Raw genomic sequence first — 23,470 nt, forward strand, 5'->3', positions numbered from 1 at the left:
GTTCGGGAATGGGATGAGGATCGCACCGTCCGACAGGCCGACATGGCCTGCTTCCGATGAAAGATCCGACCAGCTTCGTTGCTGCGGAAATCCGACACGGATTGCAGTCAGCGGCATCTGCGGCGGCTGACTGCACTGCAATATTCAAGTTGCGTGCCAGCCTGAAAAATCAGGAAAAGCGTGTAAAATCAGAATGCTGATCGAATCAATGAAGGCAAGTTAACCGACTCAAGCCTCGAAATACGGGCACGCCGCCCAAAAATTGGTCGACGGCACACGGTGCCCAGACCCTGATCGGTGCGTGAATCAGGCCGTCCAGCGGCCGATCTTGAAGGCCTTGAGATGGCCGATCACGTCGTCCGCCGCGAAAGGCGGACCGGCGAATGCGCCGATGGCGGCATCCGTGCCGACCGCGGCCGTGCCCATGGCCGCGTCGTAGATGTCCGGCCGGAACACGCCCATGGCAGTGCCCAGGGCTTCAGTACTGAGGGGAGTCTGGCCCCACCGCACCATCTGGGCATAGAGCCATGCCGCCTGGATCCTCTCGGGCCGGCCCGCGTCTTCGCGGCCCACCAGCAGATAGCGCGAGCTTTCGCGGAAGGTGCCGTCCGGCGAGATCTTGAGGCGGCCGTCCAGCGTACGCTGGAGCACCTCCGCATCGACGCCGATGCGCTCCGGCTGAGCCAGGATGCGCGCGGATTCTGCGTGGTTCTGTTCGATGAAATTGGCGGCCTTGGCGCAGGCGCGAACCAGGCCGGCGAGAGCGCCGGGATTCTTGTCAGCCCAGCTCTGCCTGACCGCCAGCACCTTTTCGGCCGCGCGCACCAGCACGTCAGACACGAAGTGGAGAATATGGCCGATGCCGAGATCGACTGCGATCGAGTTCCACGGTGCTCCGACGCAGAACGCGTCGACGTGACCGTTGGCGATGCTCTCCACCATGTAGGGCGGCGGCAGCACCACGAGGCGGACGTCCTCATCGGGGTCGACGCCACCTGCGGCCATCCAGAACCGCAACTGATAGTTGTGGGTCGAGAACGGAAACGTCATGCCGAACGTCAGCGGCTCGCGCCCGGCCTTGCGCCGTTCCGCGACGACGCGCGCCAGCGCCAGCGCCGTCGCCATCGGGTCGAAACGATCCCCATCGAGATTGGCCATGATCGCCGCATGCAGCGCCGGCGTCACGGTGATCGCGTTGCCGTTCACCCCGAGATTGAAAGGAGCCACGATCGGCACCTTGACGTGACCGATGCCCAGGCTCGACGCGATGGCGACGGGAGCCAGCAGATGCGCCGCGTCGAACAGGCCGATGTTGAGCTTGTCGCGCACGTTCGACCACGACACCTCTCGGACCAGCGTGACGTCGAGACCTTCGGCCGCGGTGAAGCCGTTGTCGACGGCGACGATCAGCGCGGCGGCATCGACCAGCGGGATGAAGCCAATGCGAAGCGGGCCGGTCATTTCAACAACTCCGAGGCGGTCAGGATCGACTGCGCGATCTCGCCGATCTTCTTCTTTTCGCGCATGGCCGTGGAGCGCAACAGCACATAGGCTTCCTCTTCGGTGAAGCCCTTCATCTTCATCAGAATGCCCTTGGCGCGGTCGATCACCTTGCGGTCCTCCAGCGCGGACTTGGTGCGCTCGAGCTCGTCCTGAAGCTTGGAGAACGCATTGAAGCGCGAGATGCAGAGGTCGAGGATCGGCTTGATCCGCTCCTTCTTCAGCCCATCGACGATGTAGGCGGAGACGCCCGCCTCGACCGAGGCCTGGATCGAGGCCGCGTCGCTCTGGTCCACGAACATCGCGATCGGCCGGCGGACGGCGCGGCTGACCTGGAACATCTGCTCCAGCACATCGCGGCTCGGGTTCTCCAGGTCGATGACGATGACGTCCGGGTCCAGGGCATAGATGCGCGCCAGGAGACCCTGCATCTCGCTGACATGCACCACGCCGGTAAAACCCGCCTCCCGCAAGCCCTCCTCCAGGATGGCCGCGCGGATCGGGCTTTCGTCGACGATCACGATTTTAGGCGATTGCTCGGCGCTCATCGATCACCAGGTTGTCCGGGCCCTCACCCATAGCATGGACGTGGCCGCCTCAAAGCCTTGTCTTTCTGGACAATTCGGACTAGCTGACGCCTATCCCATCAGGCAGTTCCAAGATGCAGCAGGGTTCGGCACCCAAGATCAGCTTTGTTTCGCTCGGTTGTCCCAAGGCCTTGGTCGATTCCGAGCGCATCATCACGCGCCTGCGCGCCGAGGGCTACGAGCTCGCCCGGAAGCATGACGGCGCCGACGTCGTCATCGTCAACACCTGCGGGTTCCTGGACAGCGCCAAGCAGGAATCGCTGTCGGCGATCGGCGCGGCCATGGCCGAGAACGGCAAGGTCATCGTCACCGGCTGCATGGGCGCCGAGCCGGAGCAGATCGAGCAGGCCTATCCCGGCGTGCTGTCGATCACCGGCCCGCAGCAGTATGAGAGCGTGCTGGACGCCGTCCATCGCGCGTCGCCGCCGGCGCACAACCCGCATCTCGACTTGGTTCCTCCGCAGGGCATCAAGCTCACGCCCCGGCACTACGCCTATCTGAAGATCTCCGAAGGCTGCAACAACCGCTGCACCTTCTGCATCATCCCGAAGCTTCGCGGCGATCTGGTGTCGCGGTCCGCGGCCGACGTGCTGCGCGAGGCCGAGCGGCTGGTCGCAGCCGGGGTCAAGGAGCTCCTGGTCATTTCGCAGGACACCTCGGCCTATGGGCTGGACCTGAAATATGCCGAAAGCGCCTGGAAGGACCGCAACGTCCGGGCTCGCTTCCTCGATCTGGCGCGCGAGCTCGGCGAGCTCGGCGCCTGGGTGCGCATGCACTACGTGTACCCCTACCCGCATGTCGACGAGGTGATCGGCCTCATGACGGACGGTAAGATATTGCCCTATCTCGACATCCCGTTCCAGCATGCCAGCCCCAACGTCCTGAAGGCGATGCGCCGCCCGGCGGCGCAGGACAAGACGCTGGACCGGATCAAGGCGTGGCGGACGACCTGCCCGGATCTTGCGCTGCGCTCGACCTTCATCGTCGGCTTCCCCGGCGAGACGGATGCCGACTTCGCCTACCTGCTGGACTGGCTGGATGAGGCCGAGATCGATCGGCTCGGCTGCTTCAAATACGAGCCGGTGGCCGGCGCGACCTCCAACGCCCTGCCCGACCAAGTCCCGGACGAGGTCAAGCAGGAGCGCTGGGACGCGCTCATGGCCCGCCAGCAGAAGATCTCGGCGCGCAGGCTCAAGCGCAAGGTCGGAACGCGTCAGCAGGTGATCATCGACGAGGTCGGGCCGAGCGTCGCCAAGGGCCGCACCAAGGCCGATGCCCCGGACATCGATGGCGCCGTTTATCTGTCCAGCCGGCGGCCGCTGCGTGTCGGCGAGATCGTCACGGTCAAGATCGAGCGTGCCGACGAATACGACCTGCACGGCACGGTCGCTGGGTTCTAGCGCGGGTCAACGGCAACTCAGGGAAGCCGGCCGATCGCAATCGTCCGGTCGGGTCCCACGCTTTCCAATGATGCAAAGCCGGCGCGTCTGCCGAGTTCATCAAGATTGCCGTAGCGCGCGATCCAATCGGGATAGGCGTAGCAGAGGATGATGTCGGCGTGGCTGCGAAGCCACCGACACAGTGCGGCAGCCCTGTCGGCGCCCGCTTCGAGCAACCGTCCGGGCATGATCAAAACGACGCTCCGATCAGCGGCCGTCTCAAGAGGTGCGGGGCAAGCGAACATGTCGCAACTCGGCCAGTGCGAAACCGCTCGTCCGAACATCGCTTGCGCATGGACGAGCTTTCGTGAATCTCGCTCGATGCCAAGCGGCTGCAGATCAGGCGTCCCTTCGCAACTCGCGGCCAACAGCGCCCCATTGCCGCATCCGAGATCGATGATGTTGTAGCGCGCCCCGGCCGTGACCGTTCTTACGGCCGCGGCGATGGGAGCGTGAGCCTCTCGCATTCCGCGGACGGACACGAAGCCGTTGTCGGCCGCAAGCCAATCCGGCGCGGGCCGTTCGCCAGACATCAGCGCTCGCCACGTTGACAGGTCCAACGACGGCCTCCTCAGTGCACCGCCGCCGCCTCGCGGGTCTCGAGCAACTGCCGGCCTCGCGCGATCAACGCGTCGATCCAGGCATAGAGGCCGGCAACGAACGCCTCTCCGTCCCGGTCGACGCGGATGTACCGCCGGATCTCGTCGACCCCCTCCTCAATGCGGGCGAGATTGCGCCGCAGCAGGCGAAACAGCAATTGGCGCCGTTCTTCATCCGGCTCGGTCTCGATCAGCACGATGTCGAGCGCCGTGATGTAGGCAAACGAATATTCCGCGTGCAGCACCGCGGTCATCGGGCGCAAACGATCCTTGATGACGGGGCTGACATACAACTCGTCCGCCGGATTCAACACCAGCCGATCCGCGGATTCCAGATTGATGCCGAGCGCGCGAAGCTTGTTGTGTCCCATCTCGTGCACGAACGCCTGGGCCAGGCCGATCGGATCGAAGATGGTGGCGAACAGCGTGCCCAGCCGGTCGTCGGTCGAGCCGCTGTAGGATCCGTAGCCCTCGCGATAGTCGCTCTCCGCAACATCGGGACGCGCCAACGGATGGAAGGAATCGATGAGCATGCGCATCTGTTCGAAGGCGACCGGCCAGCGCCGCACGTAGTCGACGGCAGCATCGATGTTGGGGTGCTCCAGCGGACCGTTGCTGAATACGGGCGCCCCCGGCGCGGTCGGCTGCACGTAGCGAACCGACACGGCGCCATCGAAGATGCGCGGCGAATGGCCGGCGACCCGGTGCACGAACGGCTCCGGCCGGTGAGCGTTCGTGGTCGTGCTGGCGAGATGACAGGCCAGCAAGGCGTCATACAGATCATCCTGTGGTGCCGCGGCCCGCGACCAGTCGATCATTGTCTCCTCCCGCGACGGTTGTTGATTCAGAATTGAAGCTGAGCGGACGACGCGCCGGAGCCGTCCCTGGCGATCGGGCGCAGCCAGCCGCCGGGGAAATCGCGCCGGCATTCGTCGTCGATGACGAGGGCTTCGGTGCTGGTGACCAGCGTCAGCGCGCAGTCCTCGTCTTCCAGGATGCACCCGCGGGCGACCAGGCCGGTGTAGCTCTGCTCCACCTCTGGCCAGGAGGTCTCCTGGTCGACCAGCCGCCCGAGGGTCGCGTCGATGCGCACCGGCTCTCGGAAGGCGTCCAGCACGGCGATCTCGATCGGATCGAGGATGCGCCATGTCTCGGTTGCGATCCGGCGCGTGTCCTTGAGGATCGACAACGGACCCAATCCGACCACCGCCAGTATCGGCATTGCGGTGCCGTCCACATGTGCAGACCGCCAAAGCCTGATCGCAGCGCCAAGCGGCGCGAGATCATCATCCGACGCGGTATTGGCCGCCGTGCCGTCGAAGAAATAAGCGAGCCGCGTCAGCACATCTTCCGGCTGGCCATAGACCGCCTGATAGGCCAGCGCGGGAGCGACATTTTCAAACCCGAACTCGGCCGCGTGGTTGAAATACGGGCTGAACCGGTCGAGCCTGATCCGGCAATGTCCGGTCGGCGGCTGCAGATGCTCCAGCAGCGCAAACCATCGCGCTATCTTGGCGTAGGCCGCAGGCCGCTCGCCGGGGAAGCCGCACAGCACGTTCCAGATCGGCCGGAGTCCGATCTCGGCACAGCTTCGGAGCACGCGGACGTTCTGCAGCCCGGTCACGCCCTTTTCCATCAGGCGCAGGACATCGTTGTCGAGATGCTCGATGCCCGGCTGAACCCAGGTCACCCCGCCGCGCGCGAGCGTACGCAGCTGCTCGGGGCGCATGTTCGACTTGATCTCGTAGAGGATCCGGTAAGGCGACGGCGCGGTGTTGGCGAGGTGGCCGAACACGGCGTCGACATGCTTCAAGTTCAGAATGTTGTCGGTCGCCTCGAAGCGCTTGACGCTCCAGCGCGCGGATAGTGTTGCGAGCTCGGCCAGCACGCGCTCGGCCGACTTGGTGCGAAACGCCATCGTCGCGCCGTTCAGGCCGCAGAATGTGCAGTGGTGCTTCATGCCCCACCAGCAGCCGCGCGAGCTCTCGAACGGCAGCGCGGGGAGCAGATCATCGCAGAACGACGCCTGCCTCAGCTCCGCGAAATAGTCGGTGAAGTCGGGGACGGGAAGCTCGTCAAGATTCTGCAGCGGAGTCTCCGCGATCCTCCCATTCGTGCCCACGCGGCCCAGCACGTCGGTGCTTTCACTGTAAGGCAAGGTGCCTGCAAGGAAGCGCTCGACGAAATCCGGGAAAGTCCGGTCGGACTCGCCGCGAAACACATAGTCGATTTGCGGGAAGCGTTCGAGCAGCGCCTCGCCCATCGGCCCCTCGCAGTTGGCGCCGCCGAAGCATATGATCGTGTCCGGCGCGAGCTGCCTGATGCGATGCGCGATGCCGAGAGACGCGCAATTCTGCTGGAACGTCGACGAGAAGCCGACGATGCGGGCGCCGTCTGCGATCAGCAGACGAGCCGACCGGTCGACGAACCTCTCCGCCGCATCGCGCGCCGCGACGACCGCGGGCCAATGCTTGCCGCAATAGGCTTCCATTCGCTCCCGGTGCCGGGCTTCCGCGACAGGATCAGGGGCGTTTTCGAAGGTCGCGGCGAACACCCATTCACCGATCAGCAGGCTGGTCTGAACCTGCTCCGCGATGAACTGGAAGGTGTCGGCGCCGATCAACTCGGCAAACGCAAAACCGAGATAGTACTGCCGTGCGTCGATCCCGCGGTCTTCGAGGGCCGCCTGGAGCGTGCTGATCCCCAGCGCGGGCCGCGTCAGGGCCAGGAACGGCGCTGCAACCAGCGCAACGGATATGGTCATGGCAATGGCTCTCAGAACTTGGGCTGTCAGAACTTGGCGGACAGGTCGGACGACGGCGGAGGCACCGAATGAAATACACCCACTGCCTCGAACATGTGCTCGAGCAGCGTCAACGTTGGCAGCTTCCGCGGCAAATGGCTGTCGAGCAATTGCAGCAGCTCGGGATTTGAGAACAGACGGTCGCACGCCGTGCAGATGCCGTCGAAATCGCTGGCCGCGAGCGGTCGTTCGGTCTCCGCCGTGATTTCGCAGAGCAGAGCGACCGGACCTTCGAAGGCGATCCACTTCCACACCGGGTCCATGTAGGCGCGGGACATCGCCTCGGACATCGGCGTCTCGTTCAGATCACCGACGCTCATCGCGGCATGAAACGGCAGCACGCCGCAGCAGGGCAGAACGTTCCCGCTCGGGGCCACTGAGAAATGCCTCAGCACCGAGGGACATGGTCCGCGATAGACCTGTGGCGAATGCCGCCTTGCGTCGAGGTCGGACGCGCTGACATCGTCGACGGCGCGTCCCGTGGAGTTGATCGCCGTCTCGTACACCGACAGCTGCGGATCCGAGTCAGGGTCGACACCGAGAAGATCGAAGATCCGGGACCGGTCGATCACGCTGCCCGGCGATGTCACAACGGCAATCAGCACGTCCAATCCGAGCGAACGGGCAGCCCGGTAGGCATGCGCGATATTGCGCCCGTCCAAGAATTCGGCATGCATGTCGTCGAAAGAGATGATGATCCGGTCGAGACCTGCTTCAACCAGTGGAGTCAGGATGCGCTCGGCTTTCGCTTCGGATGTCGCCCAATAGGCGCTGGTGGTCGCGGACGTGGAGAGGCCGAACGACCTGGCGCGGGATGCCGCAGCGCGCATCAATTCGGGCTGGAGGAATGGATCGCCGCCGACCAGATTGATCCGCGTCATGTCGTGAGCGACGGCTGCATCATCGATCGCTGCGATCATCAGGTCCTGCGGCAGCACGTCGAGCTGAGTCATATCCGACGAAAAGCAGCAATGGCTGCACTTCAGCGGACAGCGGTAACTGATATTGAAGACAAGCTCAGTCGGTTTCGTCACCCGGTCACGCGAATGCATGTCCAGCTGCTCCCAGGGGCAGGAACTGACTTTGACGGAGGTCGGAGCTGCAGCACGTTTCCGGCCGGGCAATGCAGACATTGTCCGGCCGGCTTGAGATCGCGGTCAGACGTCGACGTGAATGACCGAAGCAGGCGCGGCGGTCGCCTTCTGGCCCGACAGGCGATCCTTGATCAGATCGGCCGTGTTCGAATCGATCTCGATGCCGACTTGGGCGAGATATCCCTGCGGATCCTTCTGGAGCTCGTCCGCGGCATTGGCCTGGCTCTTCAGCTGGGCCGCCGCAGCCTTCACTTTCGCAAGGTCCGCAGTGATTTGAATCTTCTTGTCCATGTAAGACATCTTGGAGTCTCCCGATAATCGCTCTTGGCAATGAAGGTGGTCAATCAACGCAAAGCGGAGCATATAACACTTTTGCGGCAGTAGATACATCACAACTCGCGGAGATTGTATTTTCACTCGGGCTAGGGAAGTAGGACCGCCTACCCTGTCGTCAGCGTTCCCCCACGAAAGCTCTTCGACCCCGTCCAGCGTTCGCGCGATGGTGCCCGATACGGGAAGCGCAAGCCGCTCGCGCCTTCAACGGGCCAGGTCGCGCCATGATAGATAATTTCGCGGCGTGCGCTGCTGTAGGAGGTCGATGCCGTGATCCGGCAGACCGGCGCGTGCAGCTCGGCGATGCCGTGCATCATCGACCACTCGGCCGGCCATGTCAGGACATCGAACAGCCACTCCGTCGTCTGCCCGCAATGCGCTCGGCCGAATGCGAGCATGTTCGCCGCGAGCGCGGCGCTTGCCGGGCAATCGAGCCGGCAAGGCCAGTGCGGGATGATGCAGAGATCAATTGACCGCCAGAGCATGTTCGTCGCCGGCCGCGACGGCAGCTCGATCCGCCGATGTCCCGACGCTTCGGTTCTCTCGAACAGCGCGCTCGCCCAGACCGGATCCAGCGGCCGGCGCTCGCGGCGGCGCAGCGCCTCGGCGCAACAATGGGGACACCCTGCCCAGTCCCGCAATGTGCGTGCCGGATCGCGCTGCCAGTCGGCTTCGAACTCATCCGTGTCGCGAGCACGGACGACAGCGATGGTGACTTCGAGCGGCAGTCTTGCCCGCGTCTGCGACGACGGCAATTTCGGGACCGCCTCGACCGCTAGTCGGACTGGTATGAGCGCGAGCCCTGCGCGTTCGACCTGCAGCGCCATCTCGTCGAGAGCTTCGGGGTTGACGGTGCTGATCGATGCCCGGCTCAAACCGGCCGCGACCGCCCGCCAACGCAACACTTTCCATTCCGTCCTGATCAGCTCGAAGCGCGGCTCCCACACCTTTCTCGCAGCCTCCGAGACCCAGCCGATGCGAACGAATGGCGGGCGGATCGGAGGGAGGATCGCGGCATGCTCGGACATTTGATCGGCCAAATTCTCTTTCGCAAACGTCCTGGATCTCAAACCGCCACAGGCGGCGATCCACTCAAATCGTCCATGATCTCCGTCAGCAACGGGACCCGGCCGTCCATCATCGACTTGATGAGCCTGTGCTCGATCTCGGCGCGACGAGGATCGCAGGACAACGGCGTTTCGCCTGCAGCGAGCAGGTCTTCCTCGATCTGGACAAACAGCGCGGTCCAGAGCGCGCATTGCGCACTGCGGTTGCGCCAATCGCCGTCGATCGAGGTTCCCGGGCATTGGCCCTTGCACATCGCGAAGAAGCGGCAGTCGCGGCAGCCGCCGGCCGGCTGCGGGGTGAACCACAGGGCAATGCTGCGCTCATAGCCGGCAGCCTCGGTCTTGATGAAGTCGATCCCGCGCTTGTTGGTGCGGCCGCAATTGCTGCGCTCGCCAAATCCCTCGATGCCGTGCACCGCGCCGGTCGTATACGGATCACAACCGTGCCAGACACAGCCGGTCTGGTCGTCCAGCCCACGAAGAAGCGCCCGCATCTCGTCGAAGATGTCGAAGCGCATCGAGGTGAGGTGCTCGCGCTCGAATCGATAGAAGTGCAGAAACGCCGCGATGGTTTCGGGATCGGTCATCGCCCAATGCGCCTGCACGGCGGGCGAGTCGACCTCGAGTGCATGCAGCCTGACATTTCGCACCCCCCTCGCCTGCATCTCCAGCAGCCAGCTGTCCATCGAGGGCCAGTGCTGCGGCAGGCCATTGCCCCGATGCATCGTGATGATCAGGCTCGGATGCAGGCCCCGCTCGCACAGTCCGGCGATCGCACGATCGACGCTCTTGGTGAGGTCCCGCGTCCTGTCGAGGGACCCGGCCCAGCGGACATCATTCAAAGCGTCAGGGCCGTCGATGGAAATGCCGACATGAACCGCATAGGTCGCGAACAGCTCCATGTGGCGGTCTGTGATGAGCGTGCCATTGGTCTGGATCCGGTTGCGGCCAAAGCGCGCCAGTCCGAATGCCCACAGCCTCTCGAGATCCGGCAGCGGCAGCAGCAGCGGCTCGCCGCCGAACAACGTGAACGGCTCATCGTCCTCTGCGAGGGCGGCCAGCATCGCATCGATGTCATAGCGCGGGCGCAGGCTGCCGCTGTCCCGGAGCGGGTTCTGGTAGCAATACTGGCACATGATGTTGCAGGTCACGCCCAGCGGACGAAGCTCGACACCCATCACGATCTCCTCGACGGGAGTCATTCCTGACCGGTCTGACCGGGGCATCTCCCGCAGGCAGCGGAGAGGATACGATACAACCCCTGATTTTAAAAGATCAAAGGTGCGTGGATATGGCCGAACGCCCCTCGGTTGTCTTGCTGCACTGCAGCAGGTCGCCCAAGCGCCTTTGCTGCCCGGGCGAGCCGTCCTCAGTGCGAGGAGCCCGTGGTACGAACCGACCAGAGCTTCAGCAGGCGAAGCGCCTCGTCCTGCTTCAGTTCGAGATATTTGTTCTTGAGCTTGGTCAGCTCGTCGGGGGGCGTTGCGCCTGAAACGAACCGGCTATCGAGGATCGCGGCAACCGTGACCCAGCTCAGTCCAGCGGCCTTGCACGGCACGAGGATGCCGTCGCTGCGCAGGCTCTGCATCAGCGGCCGCACCAGCTCGATGCTGCATTTCGCGAGCTCCGCGATGGCCGCGATCGTCTCGCCGTAACGCCGCTGGCGGGCAAATTCCAGCAGCGCGGCTTCGGTCAGTTTGCCGCCCTGCTTCAGCTGGCCGACTGCCACCTTGGAACTGCCCGCGTCGCGATTGCGCGACATTTCGCGCTCGGCGTCGAGCGTGGCCGATGAAATGGCGCTGCGAATTTCCTCGTAGAGATGCGGCGGCGCCGACGCGAGCAGGCGCACCCTCACCGCCTCCGTCGCGCGCTGCAACAGGGTCCTGCGCAAGGCTGCCGGCAGATCGGCGCGGATGCCGGCCGCGACCGTGAGCTCCGCGTCTCCCGCCGCTTGCGCCACGATGGCGGCAAATCCGGCGGGTGACACCCGCGCCCCGGGGTTCTTCATGAGTTGCCGGCTCACGCTCGGATAGCGTCGCGCGAGCAGCGCGTCGGTCACGATCTCCTGCAGCCACCAGCGCCCGGCGATCGCCATCAGGTGCTTCTCGCTGCGCGTCTGCGCGATCTCGATCAGATCCTCGCTGCTCAGCCGCGGCGATTCCGAAAGCACCGGCCCCGCGACGGCGATGTCGTCATGATGGGCCAGCCGCCGGATCACGCCGGCCGGCGCCTGCGGGATCGGGGCGAGCTGGGCGCTGAGTTCGGCGAGTGCGATCCGGGCCCCGACGTCGGCCAGCGCACGCAGCTCGATGGTATTGACGAGACGCTCGAAGACGTCGGCAAACAGCGCGTGCTGCTCGATATCCAGGCTGCCGGCAGAGGCGACGAACAGGGAGGCGACCCGCTCGGCCACGCCGGAGCAGCGGTCGGCTGAGCCGGTGGCTATGGCCGCCTGCACTTCTTCGGCGATCGTGAGATGGGGGTTCGACATCGCTCGTCCTGAGCGCTTGCATTTTCAAGCTGCCCCGGGAGGGTAAACACAGCCGCTAAATGTTTGGTAAAGTTGTCACTAAAGTGCGAGACCCGAGACCGGATCGAGCGGGCTTCGCACCGGCGGCGCTTCCCTCGCCGCTTCCTGGAGCGGCGGCCCTTGTTGCAGTCTGCAGGCCGGCATCTTGACACCGGTTGCGATTTGCCTGTATGGCCGCCGCATGATCCTCAACCGGACCAACCGCCGCGCCGCCGTTTGCCGTCGTCACCGCCGTGACGATGCCGGGGCGCGCCATGTCCGAAAACGTTGCTGATCAGCTAGCTCATCAGCTCCAGGTTTTCGAGAAGGCCGCTCCCGCAAAGGAGCGGCCTTCTCACTTTTTGGCCCCCGCTTCCCCCTGAGCATAGGAGATTGCACATGCTGACCGCCTCCCATCCCTACGACGCTCTGATGGAGATCACGGCGCGCCCGCGCACCGTCTTCGTTCAGGGCAAGGGTTCCTGGTTATGGGACGACGGCGGCAAGCGCTACCTCGACTTCGTCCAGGGCTGGGCCGTGAACTCGCTCGGCCACGCGCCGCCGGAGCTGGCCAGCGCGCTCGCCCACCAGGCGGCACGCCTGATCACGCCGAGCCCGGCCTATTTCAACGACACCAGCCTCCAATTCGCTAAGGCGCTGGTCGACCGCTCGTGCTTCGACCAGGTGTTCTTCACCAATTCGGGCGCCGAAGCCAATGAAGGCGCCATCAAGCTCGCCCGCAAATACGGCGCTCTGCGCAAGAACGGCGCATACGAGATCATCACCTTCGAGGGCGGCTTCCACGGCCGCACGCTGGCGACGATGTCGGCTTCGGGCAAGAAGGCGTTCGAGCCGCTGTTCGAGCCCAAGGTCCCGGGCTTTCCAAAGGCACGGCTGAACGACATCGCCTCGGTCGAGGCCCTGATCTCCGACAAGACGGTGGCGATCATGCTGGAGCCGATCCAGGGCGAGGCCGGCGTGTGGCCCGCGACCGACGAGTTCCTGCAGCAGTTGCGGGCGCTGACCACCAGGCACGGGCTGCTGCTGATCGTCGACGAGATCCAGACCGGCATGGGCCGCACCGGAAAACTGTTCGGCTATGAGCATGCCGACGTCCTCCCGGACATCATGACCCTGGGCAAGGGCATCGGCGGCGGCGTTCCGCTCGCGGCCCTGCTGGCGACCGACGAGGCGTCTTGCTTCGAGCATGGCGATCAGGGCGGCACCTTCAACGGCAATCCGCTGATGTGTGCGGCGGGACTCGCCGTGCTCGATGTGATCGAGAAGCCGGAGTTTCTGAAGGCTGTCGCGGACAACGGGATCTATCTGGAGAGCGAGTTGCAGCGCATCTCGGCAAGGCACGGCCTGGGCGAAGTGCGCGGCCGTGGTCTGCTGCTTGCGCTCGACGTGATCAGGCCAATCGCGCCGGCGATCGTTGCGCACGCCTTCGAGCTCGGCCTGCTGCTGAACGCGCCGCGTCCGGATGCGCTACGCTTCATGCCGGCCCTCAATGTGACTCGCGATGAGATCGCGGCGACGATCGACACGCTGGACGGAATCCTGACCAAAGTCGGCGCCGCGCGCTGCGTCGCCTGATCGAATGCCGTTCAAGACGCAGGCTCCGTGCCACATGCGAAGCCTGCGTGCCGGCTGCCTACAGATGAGGCACAAACACCGAGGTCGGGCTCGCCGCCATTTGACTTGGATCAAGGACAGCTGTCCCCCCGAACAACGATCCTGATCGCGCCAAACACCTGCGATCCGATGACTTACGTTATATCTGCCCTGATATAGCGTTGTACGGGATGTGATCAGCTCGGAGGAGAGAGGCTTGCCGGGACCAAGCTGATGATCATCCGCCGACAACGAGGTCGGCACGATAGAAGGAGATGCAAGAATGGCGAGAGACAATCTGGCTCGGGCGTTGCCGGTCGACGACAGCGGCAGCTACATCGCCCTGGCCGCGACCGAAGAGGTGCTGATCCACGTTCGCTTCTTCCCGAACTCGGACATCAACTCGATCGGCGAGAAGCCCGCCAGCCTGACCGCCAATGAATGGTATGAGCGCCTGCTCGACATGGCGCGTCCGCATTATCAGACCTTCGCCGGCGGCCGCGGCTTCTTCCGCATCCCCCGCCCCTGTTTCGAGGCGATCCTCAAGGGCATTGCCTGACATCGGCTTTCGGGCTGGGTGTGGCAGTGAGCGTCCTCTCTGCCCTGCCCCTGTCGACCGCGGTGCGCCGGGTGCGCCGCGGTCGCTGGCGTTTTGACCGTCCGGCGTTTTGATCGTCGGGTCTTTGGAGGACAGCATTGAGCGATGCGGCTTTCACCGAACTGAAGCGGGCGTTCAGCTCGCTGCTGGCAGCGTGCAGGGCATCGCAGAACTGCGCTGAGACGCTCGCCGACCGCGCTTTCGATCTGTTCGAAGCCAATATCGACGCCCAGACGGCGCATCTGCCCGCCCTCGCCTGCGCCAAGGGCTGCCCCTCCTGTTGCGCATTGCGCGTGACCGCGACGGCACCGGAGATCTTCCTGCTCGCGCGCTATGTCCGGCAGATCGACCAGCGCATGCCGGCTAAGGCGCTCGGCTCGCTGTCGCGCCGGATCAAGCTCGCCAACCGCGCGACGCACGGATTGAGCGACACCGCGCGGATGAAGTTGCGTCAGCCCTGCCCATTCCTCGTACGCGGCGGCTGCATCGTCCATCCCGCGCGTCCGCTCGCCTGCCGCGGGCATGCCTCGTTCGACCGGCGCGCCTGCGCACAGGCCATGGCCGGCCGCGAGGTCGACGTGCCGGTCTCGGCACCACACCTCGCGCTGCGCGCGCTGGTGCAGGATTCGCTCAGGGCGGCGCTCGTCGCTGCGGGGCTCGCCTCTGGCCTGTATGAGCTCAACCAGGGTCTCGTTCTGGCGCTCGACGACCCCGAGCGCGAGCGCGCTTGGCGGGACGGGCAAGACAGCCTCGCGCCGGCGCGGATCGAGGCGTCGACGGCAGCGCAGACCGATGCGGTGCTCTGGAGTCGCGCGGCAGCCGGCGACGCTTCGATCCGGGGCGAGGTGTAGCGACAGGGCTCGGTCGCGCGGCTGTTAAGGCCGGCTGTTAAGGCTTGAGGATCGAGGCCCCGGTCGTGGCGCGGCTTTCGAGGTCGGCATGCGCCCGACCCGCATCCTTCAGCGCATAGGCGTGATTGATCGGCACGTGCAGCTTGCCGCTGATCACCGCCGAGAACAGCGTATCGGCGCCCTCCAGCAGTTCGGACCGCTTGCCGATATAGTCGTTGAGCTTCGGCCGGGTCGCGAACAGAGAGCCATGACTGTTGAGTTCGGCGATCGAGAACGGCGGCACCGGACCCGAGGCGTTGCCGAAGCTGACGAACAGGCCGCGCTGCTTCAGGCAGGACAACGAGCCGGGGAAGGTCGACTTGCCGACGCCGTCATAGACCACGTCGCACAATTCGCCGCGGCTGATCTGCTTGACCCGCGCGACGAAGTCCTCCTCGTTGTAGAGGATGACGTGGTCGCAGCCATTGGCCAGCGCGAGATCCGCCTTCGCCTTGGAGCCGACGGTGCCGATGACGTGCGCGCCGAGCGCGCGCGCCCACTGGCAGGCCAGCAGGCCGATGCCGCCGGCGGCGGCGTGGATCAGCACGCGATGGTGCGGCTCGACCTTGAAGGTCTTGTGCAGCAGATACCAGACCGTCAGCCCCTTGAGCATCAGCACCGCGCCCTGCTCATAGGTGATATGGTCGGGCAGCTTGACCAGGCGCTGCCAGGCGATGTTGCGCTCGGTGGCATAGCCGCCGAGGTTCTCATAGTACGCGACGCGGTCGCCGGGATGGAAATGCGTGACGCCGGGCCCCACGGCGATCACCTCGCCTGCCGCCTCGTTGCCGGCGATGAACGGCAGGCCGGGCGCCTTGTACAGACCGGTGCGATAATACACGTCGATGAAATTCAGGCCGATCGCGTGCTGGCGGATGCGGACCTCGCCGGGGCCGGGCGCGGCGAGATCGACCGGCTCATAGACCAGCGCCTCGGGGCCTCCCACCTTGTGCACGCGCACCGCCTTGACCATCCCGCCATCTCCCCTTCGGACTCTCCATCGCCGCGTCCGGGAATCCGGCGAAAGAACCTTCGACACTTACCTGATTCCCATCGGACATCCGGCTCCGTTGAAGGAGCCGACCTCCGGCCGCGCACCCGGCGCTGCCGGCGGCAAAAGCGAAGGCGATCACGGCGGCCTTGTCAACTCGGCACCGGTCAGGCGTTGCGCTTCCTGCGGTTGCGCGACGCCATCACGTTGAAGGCCTCCACCGCCAGCGCAAAGACGATCGCGAAGTAGATGTAGCCGCGCGGGATGTGGAACTTGAAGCCGTCGGCGACCAGCGCGACGCCGATCAGCACCAGGAAGGCGAGCGCCAGCATCTTGGTGGTCGGATGGTTCGCCACGAAACGCGCCACCGGTCCCGAGGACACGTACATGATGACCATGGCGATGATGACGGCGGCGATCATGATCTCGAGATCCTGGGCCATGCCGATCGCGGTAATGATCGAGTCCAGCGAGAACACGAGATCGATGACGATGATCTGCAGGATCACCCAGAAGAACTTGTTGGCGCCGCCGCCCTGCGACCCCTCCTCCTCCTCGCGCGCCTCGACCTCGGCATGGATCTCGTGCGTGGCCTTGGCGATCAGGAACAGGCCGCCGGCGATCAGGATGATGTCGCGCCAGGAGAAGCCCACGCCGCCGATCGTGAACACCGGCTGCGTCAGCCCGATCAGCCAGACCAGCACGCTGAGCAGCAGGATGCGGAAGATCAGGGCCAACGCCAGCCCGATCTGGCGGGCGCGTGTCGCCTGCGGCTGCGGGATGCGCGAGGTGATCACCGACAGGAATATGACGTTGTCGATGCCGAGAACGATCTCGAGGGCGGTCAGAGTGAGCAGCGCGGCCCACGCTTCGGGACTGGTCAGAAGGTCGATCATGCTTTCAAGGATCTCAGCAGGCGGATCGCGGAGTCGCTCGCGACGATGTAGAGGGCGATCGCGCACAACAAGGCCGTCACGATCGAGCCCACGGCGAAGTTGTTTCCCAGCACGTCGATGACCAGGACGCCCCAGAGCGCGACCAGCGGCAGCGTCAGCCAGCGCAGCCGCTCGACGCGCACCGGGTGGATGACGTGGAATGGGACGAAGGTCAGCGCGATCAGGACCGCGAGACCGAGGGTCGCCAACGATGGCGAGGGATGCAGCAGGAACAGATAGAATGCCGCAATGTTCCAGAGTCCCGGAAATCCGCGAAAATGATTGTCGTTACTCTTCATGCGGCGATCGGCGAAATACAGCGCGCCGGTGACGGCGATGCCGACGCCGATGACCGGCGCGGCGAGCGGCAGCAGCATGCCGCTGGCGGTGATGGCGTAGGCCGGCACGAACACATAGGTCGTGAAATCCACCACCAGATCGAGCACGTCGCCCGACCAGTCCGGCTGCACATGGACGACGTCGAGCCGGCGCGCCATCGGCCCGTCGATGCCGTCGATGACGAGCGCGGCGCCGAGCCACCAGAACATCGCAGTCCAATGCTCGCGCACGGCCTCGAGCATCGCCAGCAGCGCGACGCCCGCACCGAGCGCGGTGAAGACGTGCACCGAGAACGCCGCGGCGCGATGCGCCGGCGTTGCGGCGACCCTGCTCTCTGGTCTCAACTGATCCATGCGGCGCCAGTGCTATCAGGAATCGGAGCCGATTGCATATCCGCCGTTGCGGCGATGCGCCGCGCAGGCTCACGCAATACCCTTGAAAAAGCCTTGCCGGAACGTCAAATGTTCCCGCATGAGCAACACAGACGCCAGCTTTGATGTCATCGTCGTCGGCGGCGGACCCGCCGGGCTCGCCGCCGCCATTGCCCTGTCGCAGACCGGGGCGCGGACCGCGCTCGTGGCCCGCCAGGCGCCGTATGCCGACAACCGCACCACCGCCCTGCTCGGCGGCTCGGTCGACTTTCTCGATGAGATCGGTGTCTGGTCGGCGTGCCGTGACCGCGCCGCCGGTCTCAAGGCGATGCGGCTTGTCGACGATACCGGCCGGCTGATCCGAGCCCCGGAGGTCCGCTTCGTCGCCGACGAGATCGGTCTCGAAATGTTCGGCTACAACATCGCCAATGCCGTCCTGGTCGACGCGCTGGAACAACGCGCCGGCGAGATCGACGGCCTGGTGCGGATCGCCGAGGATGCGGACAGCGTGCGCAGCGATGCCGATGCGGTGACCGTCACCAGCGCATCGGGCCGCGTGCTGACGGCGCGGCTCGTGGTCGGCGCCGATGGCCGGCATTCGCTGTGCCGCGAGGCCGCCGGCATCGGCGTGAGCCGGCGCACGCTGCAGCAGTCGGCGCTGACCTTCAACATCACCCATGCACGGCCGCATCACAACGTGTCGACGGAATTCCACACGCCGCAGGGACCCTGCGTGTTCGTGCCGCTGCCGGGCGACCGCTGCAGCGTTGTCTGGGTCGCGGCCCCGAAGGAGGCCGACCGGCTGTTCGCGCTCGACGACGACGCCCTGTCCGCCGCCGCCGAGCGGCAGTCGCACTCGATCTTCGGCCGGGTGCGCGTCGAGCCGGGCCGCCATGTGTTTCCGCTCGCGATCGAGCGGCCCTTGAGCTACGCGCAAAACCGGATCGCCCTGGTCGGCGAGGCCGCGCATGTGGTGCCGCCGATCGGTGCGCAGGGACTGAACCTCGGCCTGCGCGACGGCATCGACATCGCAGATGTCGTGCGCAAGGCCAATGCGGCCGGCGAGGATATCGGTGCGCCGCAGGTGCTCGCGCGCTATGGTGCGGCGCGCCGCGCCGATATCCTGAGCCGCACCTTCGCCATCGACGTCGCCAACCGCTCGCTGCTCAGCGATCTTCTGCCGATGCAGTCGCTGCGCGCCGTCGGCATGCACCTCATGAGCGGCATCGGTCCGCTGCGACGGCTCGCGATGCGCGAGGGCCTGGCGCCGTCATGGAGAGCCACGCGCAGGGCCGGTTGAGCACCGTCAGGGAAACGCCAGCCGGCCAGTCTGGATCAGCCACATCACGCTGGTCAGGGTGATCACCGAGGCGAAGGTGCCGATCAGCACCGCCGATGAGGCCGGCTCGATCCAGCTGTCGTGCTGGCGCGCGATCACGAACACATTGAGCGCCGGCGGCAGCGCCGCCATCAGCACCGCGGTCGCCGCCCAGGGCTGCGCGAACGGCCCGAACAGCAGCATCAGCCCGAACGACAGCAGCGGGTGAACGACGAGCTTCACCACGGTCAGGACCGGCACCTCCCAGGGCAGCCGCTCGAACGGGCGGAGCGCCACGGTCACGCCGAGCGCGAAAAGCGCCGTCGGCGCAGCGGCGTTCTGCAGGAACTGCAGGGTGCGGTCGAGAACGGTCGGCGGATGCAACTGGAACGCGGCCGCCAGGATGCCGGCGGCGGTGGCCATGATCAGCGGGTTCTGCAGGATCTGGCGCAGCACGGTGCGCATCGCGTGCACCACCGAGGCATGATCGCGCTCGGTCAGCTCGACGAGCAGCGGCACGATCGAGAACAGGAAGATGCTGTCGCAGCAGAAGATCAGCGCGGTCGGCGCCGCCGCCTTGGTCCCGAGCACGGCCAGCGCCAGCCCAGGCCCCATATAGCCGATATTGCCGTAGCCACCCGCGAGCCCGGCCATGGTCGCCTCGCGGAGCGACAGCCGCCCGATGGCCTTGCCGAGCACGAGCGCCAGGGCGAAGGTGAGCATGGTGGCGAGCGTCGTTGCAACTAGGAAGGGAGGGTTGCTCAGCTCGGTGAACGGCGTCCGCGCGATGAGGTTGAACATCAAGGCGGGCAGCGAGACGTAGAGCAGGAAGAAATTCATCCAGGCGAGCCCGGCTTCGGGCAGCCTCCTCCACTTACCGCAGGCGAAGCCTATGAAAACGACGCCGAAATAAGGCAGGGCCAGATTGAGAATGTCGAACATGGGCTCGGAAGATGGCCCCCTGAGGGAGCCTGGGAAGGGCCTGGAATGCGGGGGCGTCGCGGCTTGACGCGACTCGGATTGGTCTAGATTAAATCCGCCCGCGGGGCACTAGCATCGCTCCCCGTCCTGGTCTATTCGACTGGGATGATCAAAGCACGAACTGCCAAGTTTCAGATCGGCCAGATCGTCCGGCATCGGGTGTTCTCGTTCCGGGGCGTGATTTTCGACATCGATCCGGAGTTCAACAACACCGAGGAATGGTGGCTGTCGATTCCCGAGGAGGTCCGTCCGCATAAGGACCAGCCATTCTATCACCTGCTGGCCGAGAACGCGGAATCCGAATACGTCGCCTATGTTTCCGAGCAGAACCTGGTTCCCGACGAGTCCGGCGAGCCGATCCGCCATTCCCAGGTTGCGGAGATCTTCATCAAGGACAAATCGGGCGGCTATCGTCCGCGCAATCCGCTGATGAACTGACCTGCTCGACCAGAGAGCTTCGCCTGAGCGCCGTCGGCGCAAGCCCCTCATCGTTCGGTCCCGGCTCGCAAGTTCCCCCTCGCATCAGCTCGCAGAATGAAAAAGGCGCCCCGAATGGAGCGCCTTTTGATGATGCGGGACGGGCCCGGCCAGCGTTACTGCTTCGCCTGCGGCTGGCCTGGCTGGGTCTGCTCGAGCTTCTTGCGCTGCTCCTCGGCGCGCTTCTGCAGCTCTTCCTGCAGCTTCTTCTGGGTCTCTTCGAACTGCTTCGGGTCGGTCGGCGGACCATCATAGGCCTTGGCGAAGCTGCTGTTGCCTTCCTGCAGCGGCAGCGGCAGCGTCAGCGCGGTGCCGTTCGAGTTGATCGCCTGGACGTAGAGGGTCTGGCCCTTCTTGAGGCTGTTCACGAATTCGGGCGTCGCTTCGTAGTCCGACATGCAGCCGTTCTGGAAGCAGATGACGTACTTTCCTTCCATGAACTGGTTGTTGTCGATGACGATGCGGGTTCCGGGCTGGAGCTGCATGCCGAGCGGCAAGGTCACACGCAGGATCTTCTTCGGCTCGCCTTCGGGCTCGATGATGACGGCTGCAACCACAGGCTGACCGGATTCGATGCGGCCGTCCTTGCCGATGAAGCAGACCTGCTTGGCGTTGGCATCCTGCCCCTTCAGGCAGAACTTGGTCCACGGCGCGTAGATCAGCTGCGGCATCTCCTGCTGAGCCTGGGCCTGAGGCTGGCCGCCGGCGGGAGGAATGGCAGGGGCCTGGGCCGCCGGCGCGGGAGCCTTGGGAGCGGCAGCCGGAGCCTTCGCCTTCGGCGCTTGAGCCTGCGCAACCGAAGGAGCGAAGGAAACGGCCAGCGCGGTGACCGCGAGCAGCGCGACAAGCCGCCCACGCGGCCCAACCGACGAGGCCAAGTCACGGAAATTCATTGCGGAAAACCCTTTCTGAACGGCAGCGCCCGAGACCGCCAAAGGCGCCACACCAAGCCGTTGAAGCGGCTGTCTCCTCAGGAAATGAGGCGGTTAAGTGACAGGCGTTGCCGCCCTAACTCAATCGCCCGCCTTCTTAACGCGGTGCGCGGAAGAATCAATGCCGCGAGACCATGTCGAAGCCGCGGTCTAGCGCTGGCGAGCCTGTGGTAAAAGCCCCTTGTGACCTGTTCCGAATCAAATGCTTGCGCCCCGATCCTGATGCTGCAGCGCATGTTCAGCGCGGCCGCGGGATGGGTCGCCGTGGTCCTGGCATTGTTGCCCGCGGTCTACACCCCCACGGCGAACGCGGCAGAGACTGCGGCGATCGCCATGCACGGTCTCCCGGCCTTGCCGGCCGACTTCGACCACATGCCCTATGCGAATCCCGACGCGCCCAAGGGCGGCCGTCTGGTCTGGGGACTGCTCGGCACCTTCGATAGCCTGAATCCGTTCATCGTCCGCGGCCTCGCGGTGCAGCAAATCCGCAGCTATGTGGTCGAGAGCCTGCTCACCCGCGGCAACGACGAGCCGTTCACGCTGTATGGCCTGCTCGCGAAATCCGTCGAGACCGACGAGAACAGGACCTATGTCACCTTCCGGCTCGACCCGCGTGCCCGCTTCTCCGACGGCAGCCCCGTGCTCGCCGAGGACGTGGCGTTCTCCTTTGCGCTGCTGCGCGATCACGGCCGCCCCAACCACCGGCAGTTCTACGGCAAGGTGGCCAGGGCCGACGTGCTCGACCCGCTGACCATCCGGTTCGATTTCGGTGGAACGGAAGACCGCGAGCTGCCGCTGATCCTCGGCCTGATGCCGATTCTGGCGAAGCACGCGACGGACGTGCCGAGCTTCGAGGACACGACGATGAGCGCGCCGCTCGGGTCAGGCCCATATCGGGTCACCGCGGTGCAGCCGGGATCCAGTGTCACCCTCACCCGCAATCCGGACTATTGGGGACGCGACCTGCCGGTCAACCGCGGATTGTGGAACTTCGACGAGGTCAGGCTCGACTACTACCGCGAGTCCAACGGACAGTTCGAAGCCTTCAAGCGCGGGCTGTACGACTTCCGCGTCGAGACCGAGCCGCTGCGCTGGCACGACGGCTATGACTTCCCGGCCGCACGCAATGGCGAGGTCATCCGCGACAGCTTCACCTCGGGGATGCCGCAGCCCTCGCAGTTCCTGGTGTTCAACACGCGGCGGCCGGTGTTCGCCGACGTGAAGGTGCGCCGTGCGCTGACGTTGCTGTTCGATTTCGAATGGATCAACCGCAACTACTTCTTCGGGCTGTACCGCCGCAGCGGCGGCTATTTCGCCGGCTCGGAGCTGTCCGCCTATGGACGTCCGGCCGACGCGACCGAGCTTGAGCTGTTGAAGCCCTACGCCACGCAGATCCCCGCCGACATCATGGACGGCAGCTACCGGTTGCCGATCACCGACGGATCCGGCCGCGACCGCGCAACGCTGAAGGCGGCGCTCGATCTGCTTAACGAGGCCGGATATGGCCTCGACGGGACGGTATTGCGGCATCGGACCACGCGGGCCCCCCTCGCCTTCGAGATCCTGGTCACGACGCGCGATCAGGAGCGCATCGCACTGGCTTACGCCGGCAGTCTCAAGCGGGCCGGCATCAATGCCTCGATCAGGGTGGTCGATCCCGTGCAGTTCGACCAGCGCCGCCTGAGCTTCGAGTTCGACATGATCCAGAACCGCTGGGACCAGTCGCTGTCCCCCGGCAACGAGCAGGCGTTCTACTGGGGCAGCGAGGCCGCCGACCGCACCGGAACCCGCAACTACATGGGGGCCAGGGACCCGGCGATCGACGCCATGATCGCGGCGCTGTTGCGCGCCCGCGACAGGCCGGAATTTATCTCGACGGTTCGCGCATTGGACCGTACTCTTATGGCGGGGTTCTACGCTATTCCAGTGCTCAATGCCGCCGAGGAATGGATCGCGCGGTGGAATCGTATAGAACGGCCAAAGAGGACGGCTTTGACGGGAGCGCTCCCGGAGAGCTGGTGGCAGCGGCCGGAGCCGGCACGGAAGTGACCAATCGGGGCAATTGGTCGTGGCCGGGTCCGTGAAAGTACGGG

At 65.2% G+C, this 23,470-nt stretch carries 22 protein-coding genes; 7 read left to right on the forward strand and 15 right to left on the reverse strand.

What is annotated here, in order from left to right:
* Positions 1–306: 306 nt before the first annotated feature.
* Together QX010_RS08270 and QX010_RS08275 are read right to left on the reverse strand one after the other, a co-directional pair.
* Positions 307–1,461: a CmpA/NrtA family ABC transporter substrate-binding protein gene (locus QX010_RS08270; protein WP_315800003.1), complete on the reverse strand. Its 1,155-nt coding sequence runs from the start codon at positions 1,459–1,461 to the stop codon at positions 307–309.
* Positions 1,458–2,048: an ANTAR domain-containing response regulator gene (locus QX010_RS08275; protein ID WP_315800004.1), complete on the reverse strand. Its 591-nt coding sequence runs from the start codon at positions 2,046–2,048 to the stop codon at positions 1,458–1,460. The genes QX010_RS08270 and QX010_RS08275 overlap by 4 nt, the downstream gene beginning before the upstream one ends.
* 113 nt (positions 2,049–2,161) lie before the next feature.
* Here QX010_RS08275 and rimO point away from each other — a divergent pair, with 113 nt between their 5' ends.
* Entirely contained in the window at positions 2,162–3,487 is a 1,326-nt protein-coding gene (gene rimO / locus QX010_RS08280) for a 30S ribosomal protein S12 methylthiotransferase RimO (RefSeq protein ID WP_316178785.1), read from the forward strand.
* A 17-nt stretch (positions 3,488–3,504) separates the two neighbouring features.
* On the opposite strand, the gene QX010_RS08285 is transcribed toward rimO, so the two are convergent.
* The 8 genes from QX010_RS08285 to QX010_RS08320 form a co-directional block, all read right to left on the reverse strand.
* A complete protein-coding gene (locus tag QX010_RS08285) occupies positions 3,505–4,086 on the reverse strand; it encodes a hypothetical protein (RefSeq protein WP_316178787.1) in 582 nt (193 codons plus the stop codon).
* 11 nt (positions 4,087–4,097) lie between these two features.
* Positions 4,098–4,943, reverse strand: a complete 846-nt coding sequence (locus tag QX010_RS08290; protein ID WP_316178789.1) for an aKG-HExxH-type peptide beta-hydroxylase — start codon at positions 4,941–4,943, stop codon at positions 4,098–4,100.
* Positions 4,944–4,969: 26 nt separating this feature from the next.
* On the reverse strand, positions 4,970–6,889 hold the full coding sequence (locus QX010_RS08295; RefSeq protein ID WP_316178790.1) for a RiPP maturation radical SAM C-methyltransferase: 1,920 nt from the start codon (positions 6,887–6,889) through the stop codon (positions 4,970–4,972).
* Between the two features lie 26 nt (positions 6,890–6,915).
* Positions 6,916–8,061, reverse strand: coding sequence for a radical SAM protein (locus tag QX010_RS08300; RefSeq protein WP_316178791.1), 1,146 nt, complete (start codon positions 8,059–8,061; stop codon positions 6,916–6,918).
* A gap of 24 nt (positions 8,062–8,085) precedes the next feature.
* Positions 8,086–8,322: a hypothetical protein gene (locus QX010_RS08305; protein WP_315800010.1), complete on the reverse strand. Its 237-nt coding sequence runs from the start codon at positions 8,320–8,322 to the stop codon at positions 8,086–8,088.
* Between the two features lie 140 nt (positions 8,323–8,462).
* On the reverse strand, positions 8,463–9,383 hold the full coding sequence (locus QX010_RS08310) for a hypothetical protein (protein ID WP_316178792.1): 921 nt from the start codon (positions 9,381–9,383) through the stop codon (positions 8,463–8,465).
* Positions 9,384–9,421: 38 nt separating this feature from the next.
* Positions 9,422–10,600, reverse strand: coding sequence for a radical SAM protein (locus QX010_RS08315; RefSeq protein WP_316178794.1), 1,179 nt, complete (start codon positions 10,598–10,600; stop codon positions 9,422–9,424).
* Between the two features lie 191 nt (positions 10,601–10,791).
* Positions 10,792–11,913: a DUF2336 domain-containing protein gene (locus tag QX010_RS08320; RefSeq protein ID WP_316178795.1), complete on the reverse strand. Its 1,122-nt coding sequence runs from the start codon at positions 11,911–11,913 to the stop codon at positions 10,792–10,794.
* A 417-nt stretch (positions 11,914–12,330) separates the two neighbouring features.
* Between QX010_RS08320 and QX010_RS08325 the strand changes: the two genes are divergently transcribed.
* The 3 genes from QX010_RS08325 to QX010_RS08335 all read left to right on the forward strand — a co-directional run bounded on the left by QX010_RS08325 (position 12,331) and on the right by QX010_RS08335 (position 14,994).
* Positions 12,331–13,527, forward strand: a complete 1,197-nt coding sequence (locus tag QX010_RS08325; RefSeq protein WP_316178796.1) for an acetylornithine transaminase — start codon at positions 12,331–12,333, stop codon at positions 13,525–13,527.
* A gap of 301 nt (positions 13,528–13,828) precedes the next feature.
* Positions 13,829–14,104: a hypothetical protein gene (locus QX010_RS08330; RefSeq protein WP_316178797.1), complete on the forward strand. Its 276-nt coding sequence runs from the start codon at positions 13,829–13,831 to the stop codon at positions 14,102–14,104.
* 137 nt (positions 14,105–14,241) lie between these two features.
* Positions 14,242–14,994 (forward strand): hypothetical protein, encoded by a 753-nt coding sequence (locus QX010_RS08335; RefSeq protein WP_316178799.1) that lies wholly within the window; start codon positions 14,242–14,244, stop codon positions 14,992–14,994.
* A 37-nt stretch (positions 14,995–15,031) separates the two neighbouring features.
* Here the strand turns inward: QX010_RS08335 and QX010_RS08340 are convergent, their stop codons facing one another.
* The 3 genes from QX010_RS08340 to pcsA form a co-directional block, all read right to left on the reverse strand.
* The gene (locus QX010_RS08340; RefSeq protein ID WP_315800017.1) at positions 15,032–16,006 is read right to left on the reverse strand and encodes a quinone oxidoreductase; all 975 of its coding nucleotides are present in this window, start codon (positions 16,004–16,006) and stop codon (positions 15,032–15,034) included.
* A gap of 185 nt (positions 16,007–16,191) precedes the next feature.
* Positions 16,192–16,920: a TerC family protein gene (locus QX010_RS08345; RefSeq protein ID WP_315800018.1), complete on the reverse strand. Its 729-nt coding sequence runs from the start codon at positions 16,918–16,920 to the stop codon at positions 16,192–16,194.
* Positions 16,917–17,651 (reverse strand): phosphatidylcholine synthase, encoded by a 735-nt coding sequence (pcsA, locus tag QX010_RS08350; RefSeq protein WP_316178802.1) that lies wholly within the window; start codon positions 17,649–17,651, stop codon positions 16,917–16,919. Before pcsA ends, QX010_RS08345 begins: the two co-directional genes overlap by 4 nt.
* A gap of 118 nt (positions 17,652–17,769) precedes the next feature.
* Between pcsA and QX010_RS08355 the strand changes: the two genes are divergently transcribed.
* Entirely contained in the window at positions 17,770–18,969 is a 1,200-nt protein-coding gene (locus tag QX010_RS08355; protein ID WP_315800020.1) for a UbiH/UbiF family hydroxylase, read from the forward strand.
* Positions 18,970–18,975: 6 nt separating this feature from the next.
* On the opposite strand, the gene QX010_RS08360 is transcribed toward QX010_RS08355, so the two are convergent.
* Complete coding sequence (locus QX010_RS08360) at positions 18,976–19,929, reverse strand: AEC family transporter (protein ID WP_315800021.1); 954 nt, start codon at positions 19,927–19,929, stop codon at positions 18,976–18,978.
* 144 nt (positions 19,930–20,073) lie between these two features.
* Between QX010_RS08360 and hspQ the strand changes: the two genes are divergently transcribed.
* Positions 20,074–20,406 (forward strand): heat shock protein HspQ, encoded by a 333-nt coding sequence (gene hspQ, locus QX010_RS08365; protein WP_315711998.1) that lies wholly within the window; start codon positions 20,074–20,076, stop codon positions 20,404–20,406.
* Between the two features lie 155 nt (positions 20,407–20,561).
* Here hspQ and QX010_RS08370 read toward each other — a convergent pair whose 3' ends face one another.
* Positions 20,562–21,338, reverse strand: coding sequence for an invasion associated locus B family protein (locus QX010_RS08370; RefSeq protein ID WP_315800022.1), 777 nt, complete (start codon positions 21,336–21,338; stop codon positions 20,562–20,564).
* 261 nt (positions 21,339–21,599) lie between these two features.
* On the opposite strand from QX010_RS08370, the gene QX010_RS08375 reads away from it, so the two are divergent.
* Positions 21,600–23,426: an extracellular solute-binding protein gene (locus tag QX010_RS08375; protein WP_316178804.1), complete on the forward strand. Its 1,827-nt coding sequence runs from the start codon at positions 21,600–21,602 to the stop codon at positions 23,424–23,426.
* Positions 23,427–23,470 lie beyond the last annotated feature (44 nt).

The sequence above is a fragment of the Bradyrhizobium sp. SZCCHNRI1009 genome (assembly GCF_032487575.1).
In the GTDB taxonomy this organism is placed as follows: Bacteria; Pseudomonadota; Alphaproteobacteria; order Rhizobiales; family Xanthobacteraceae; genus Bradyrhizobium.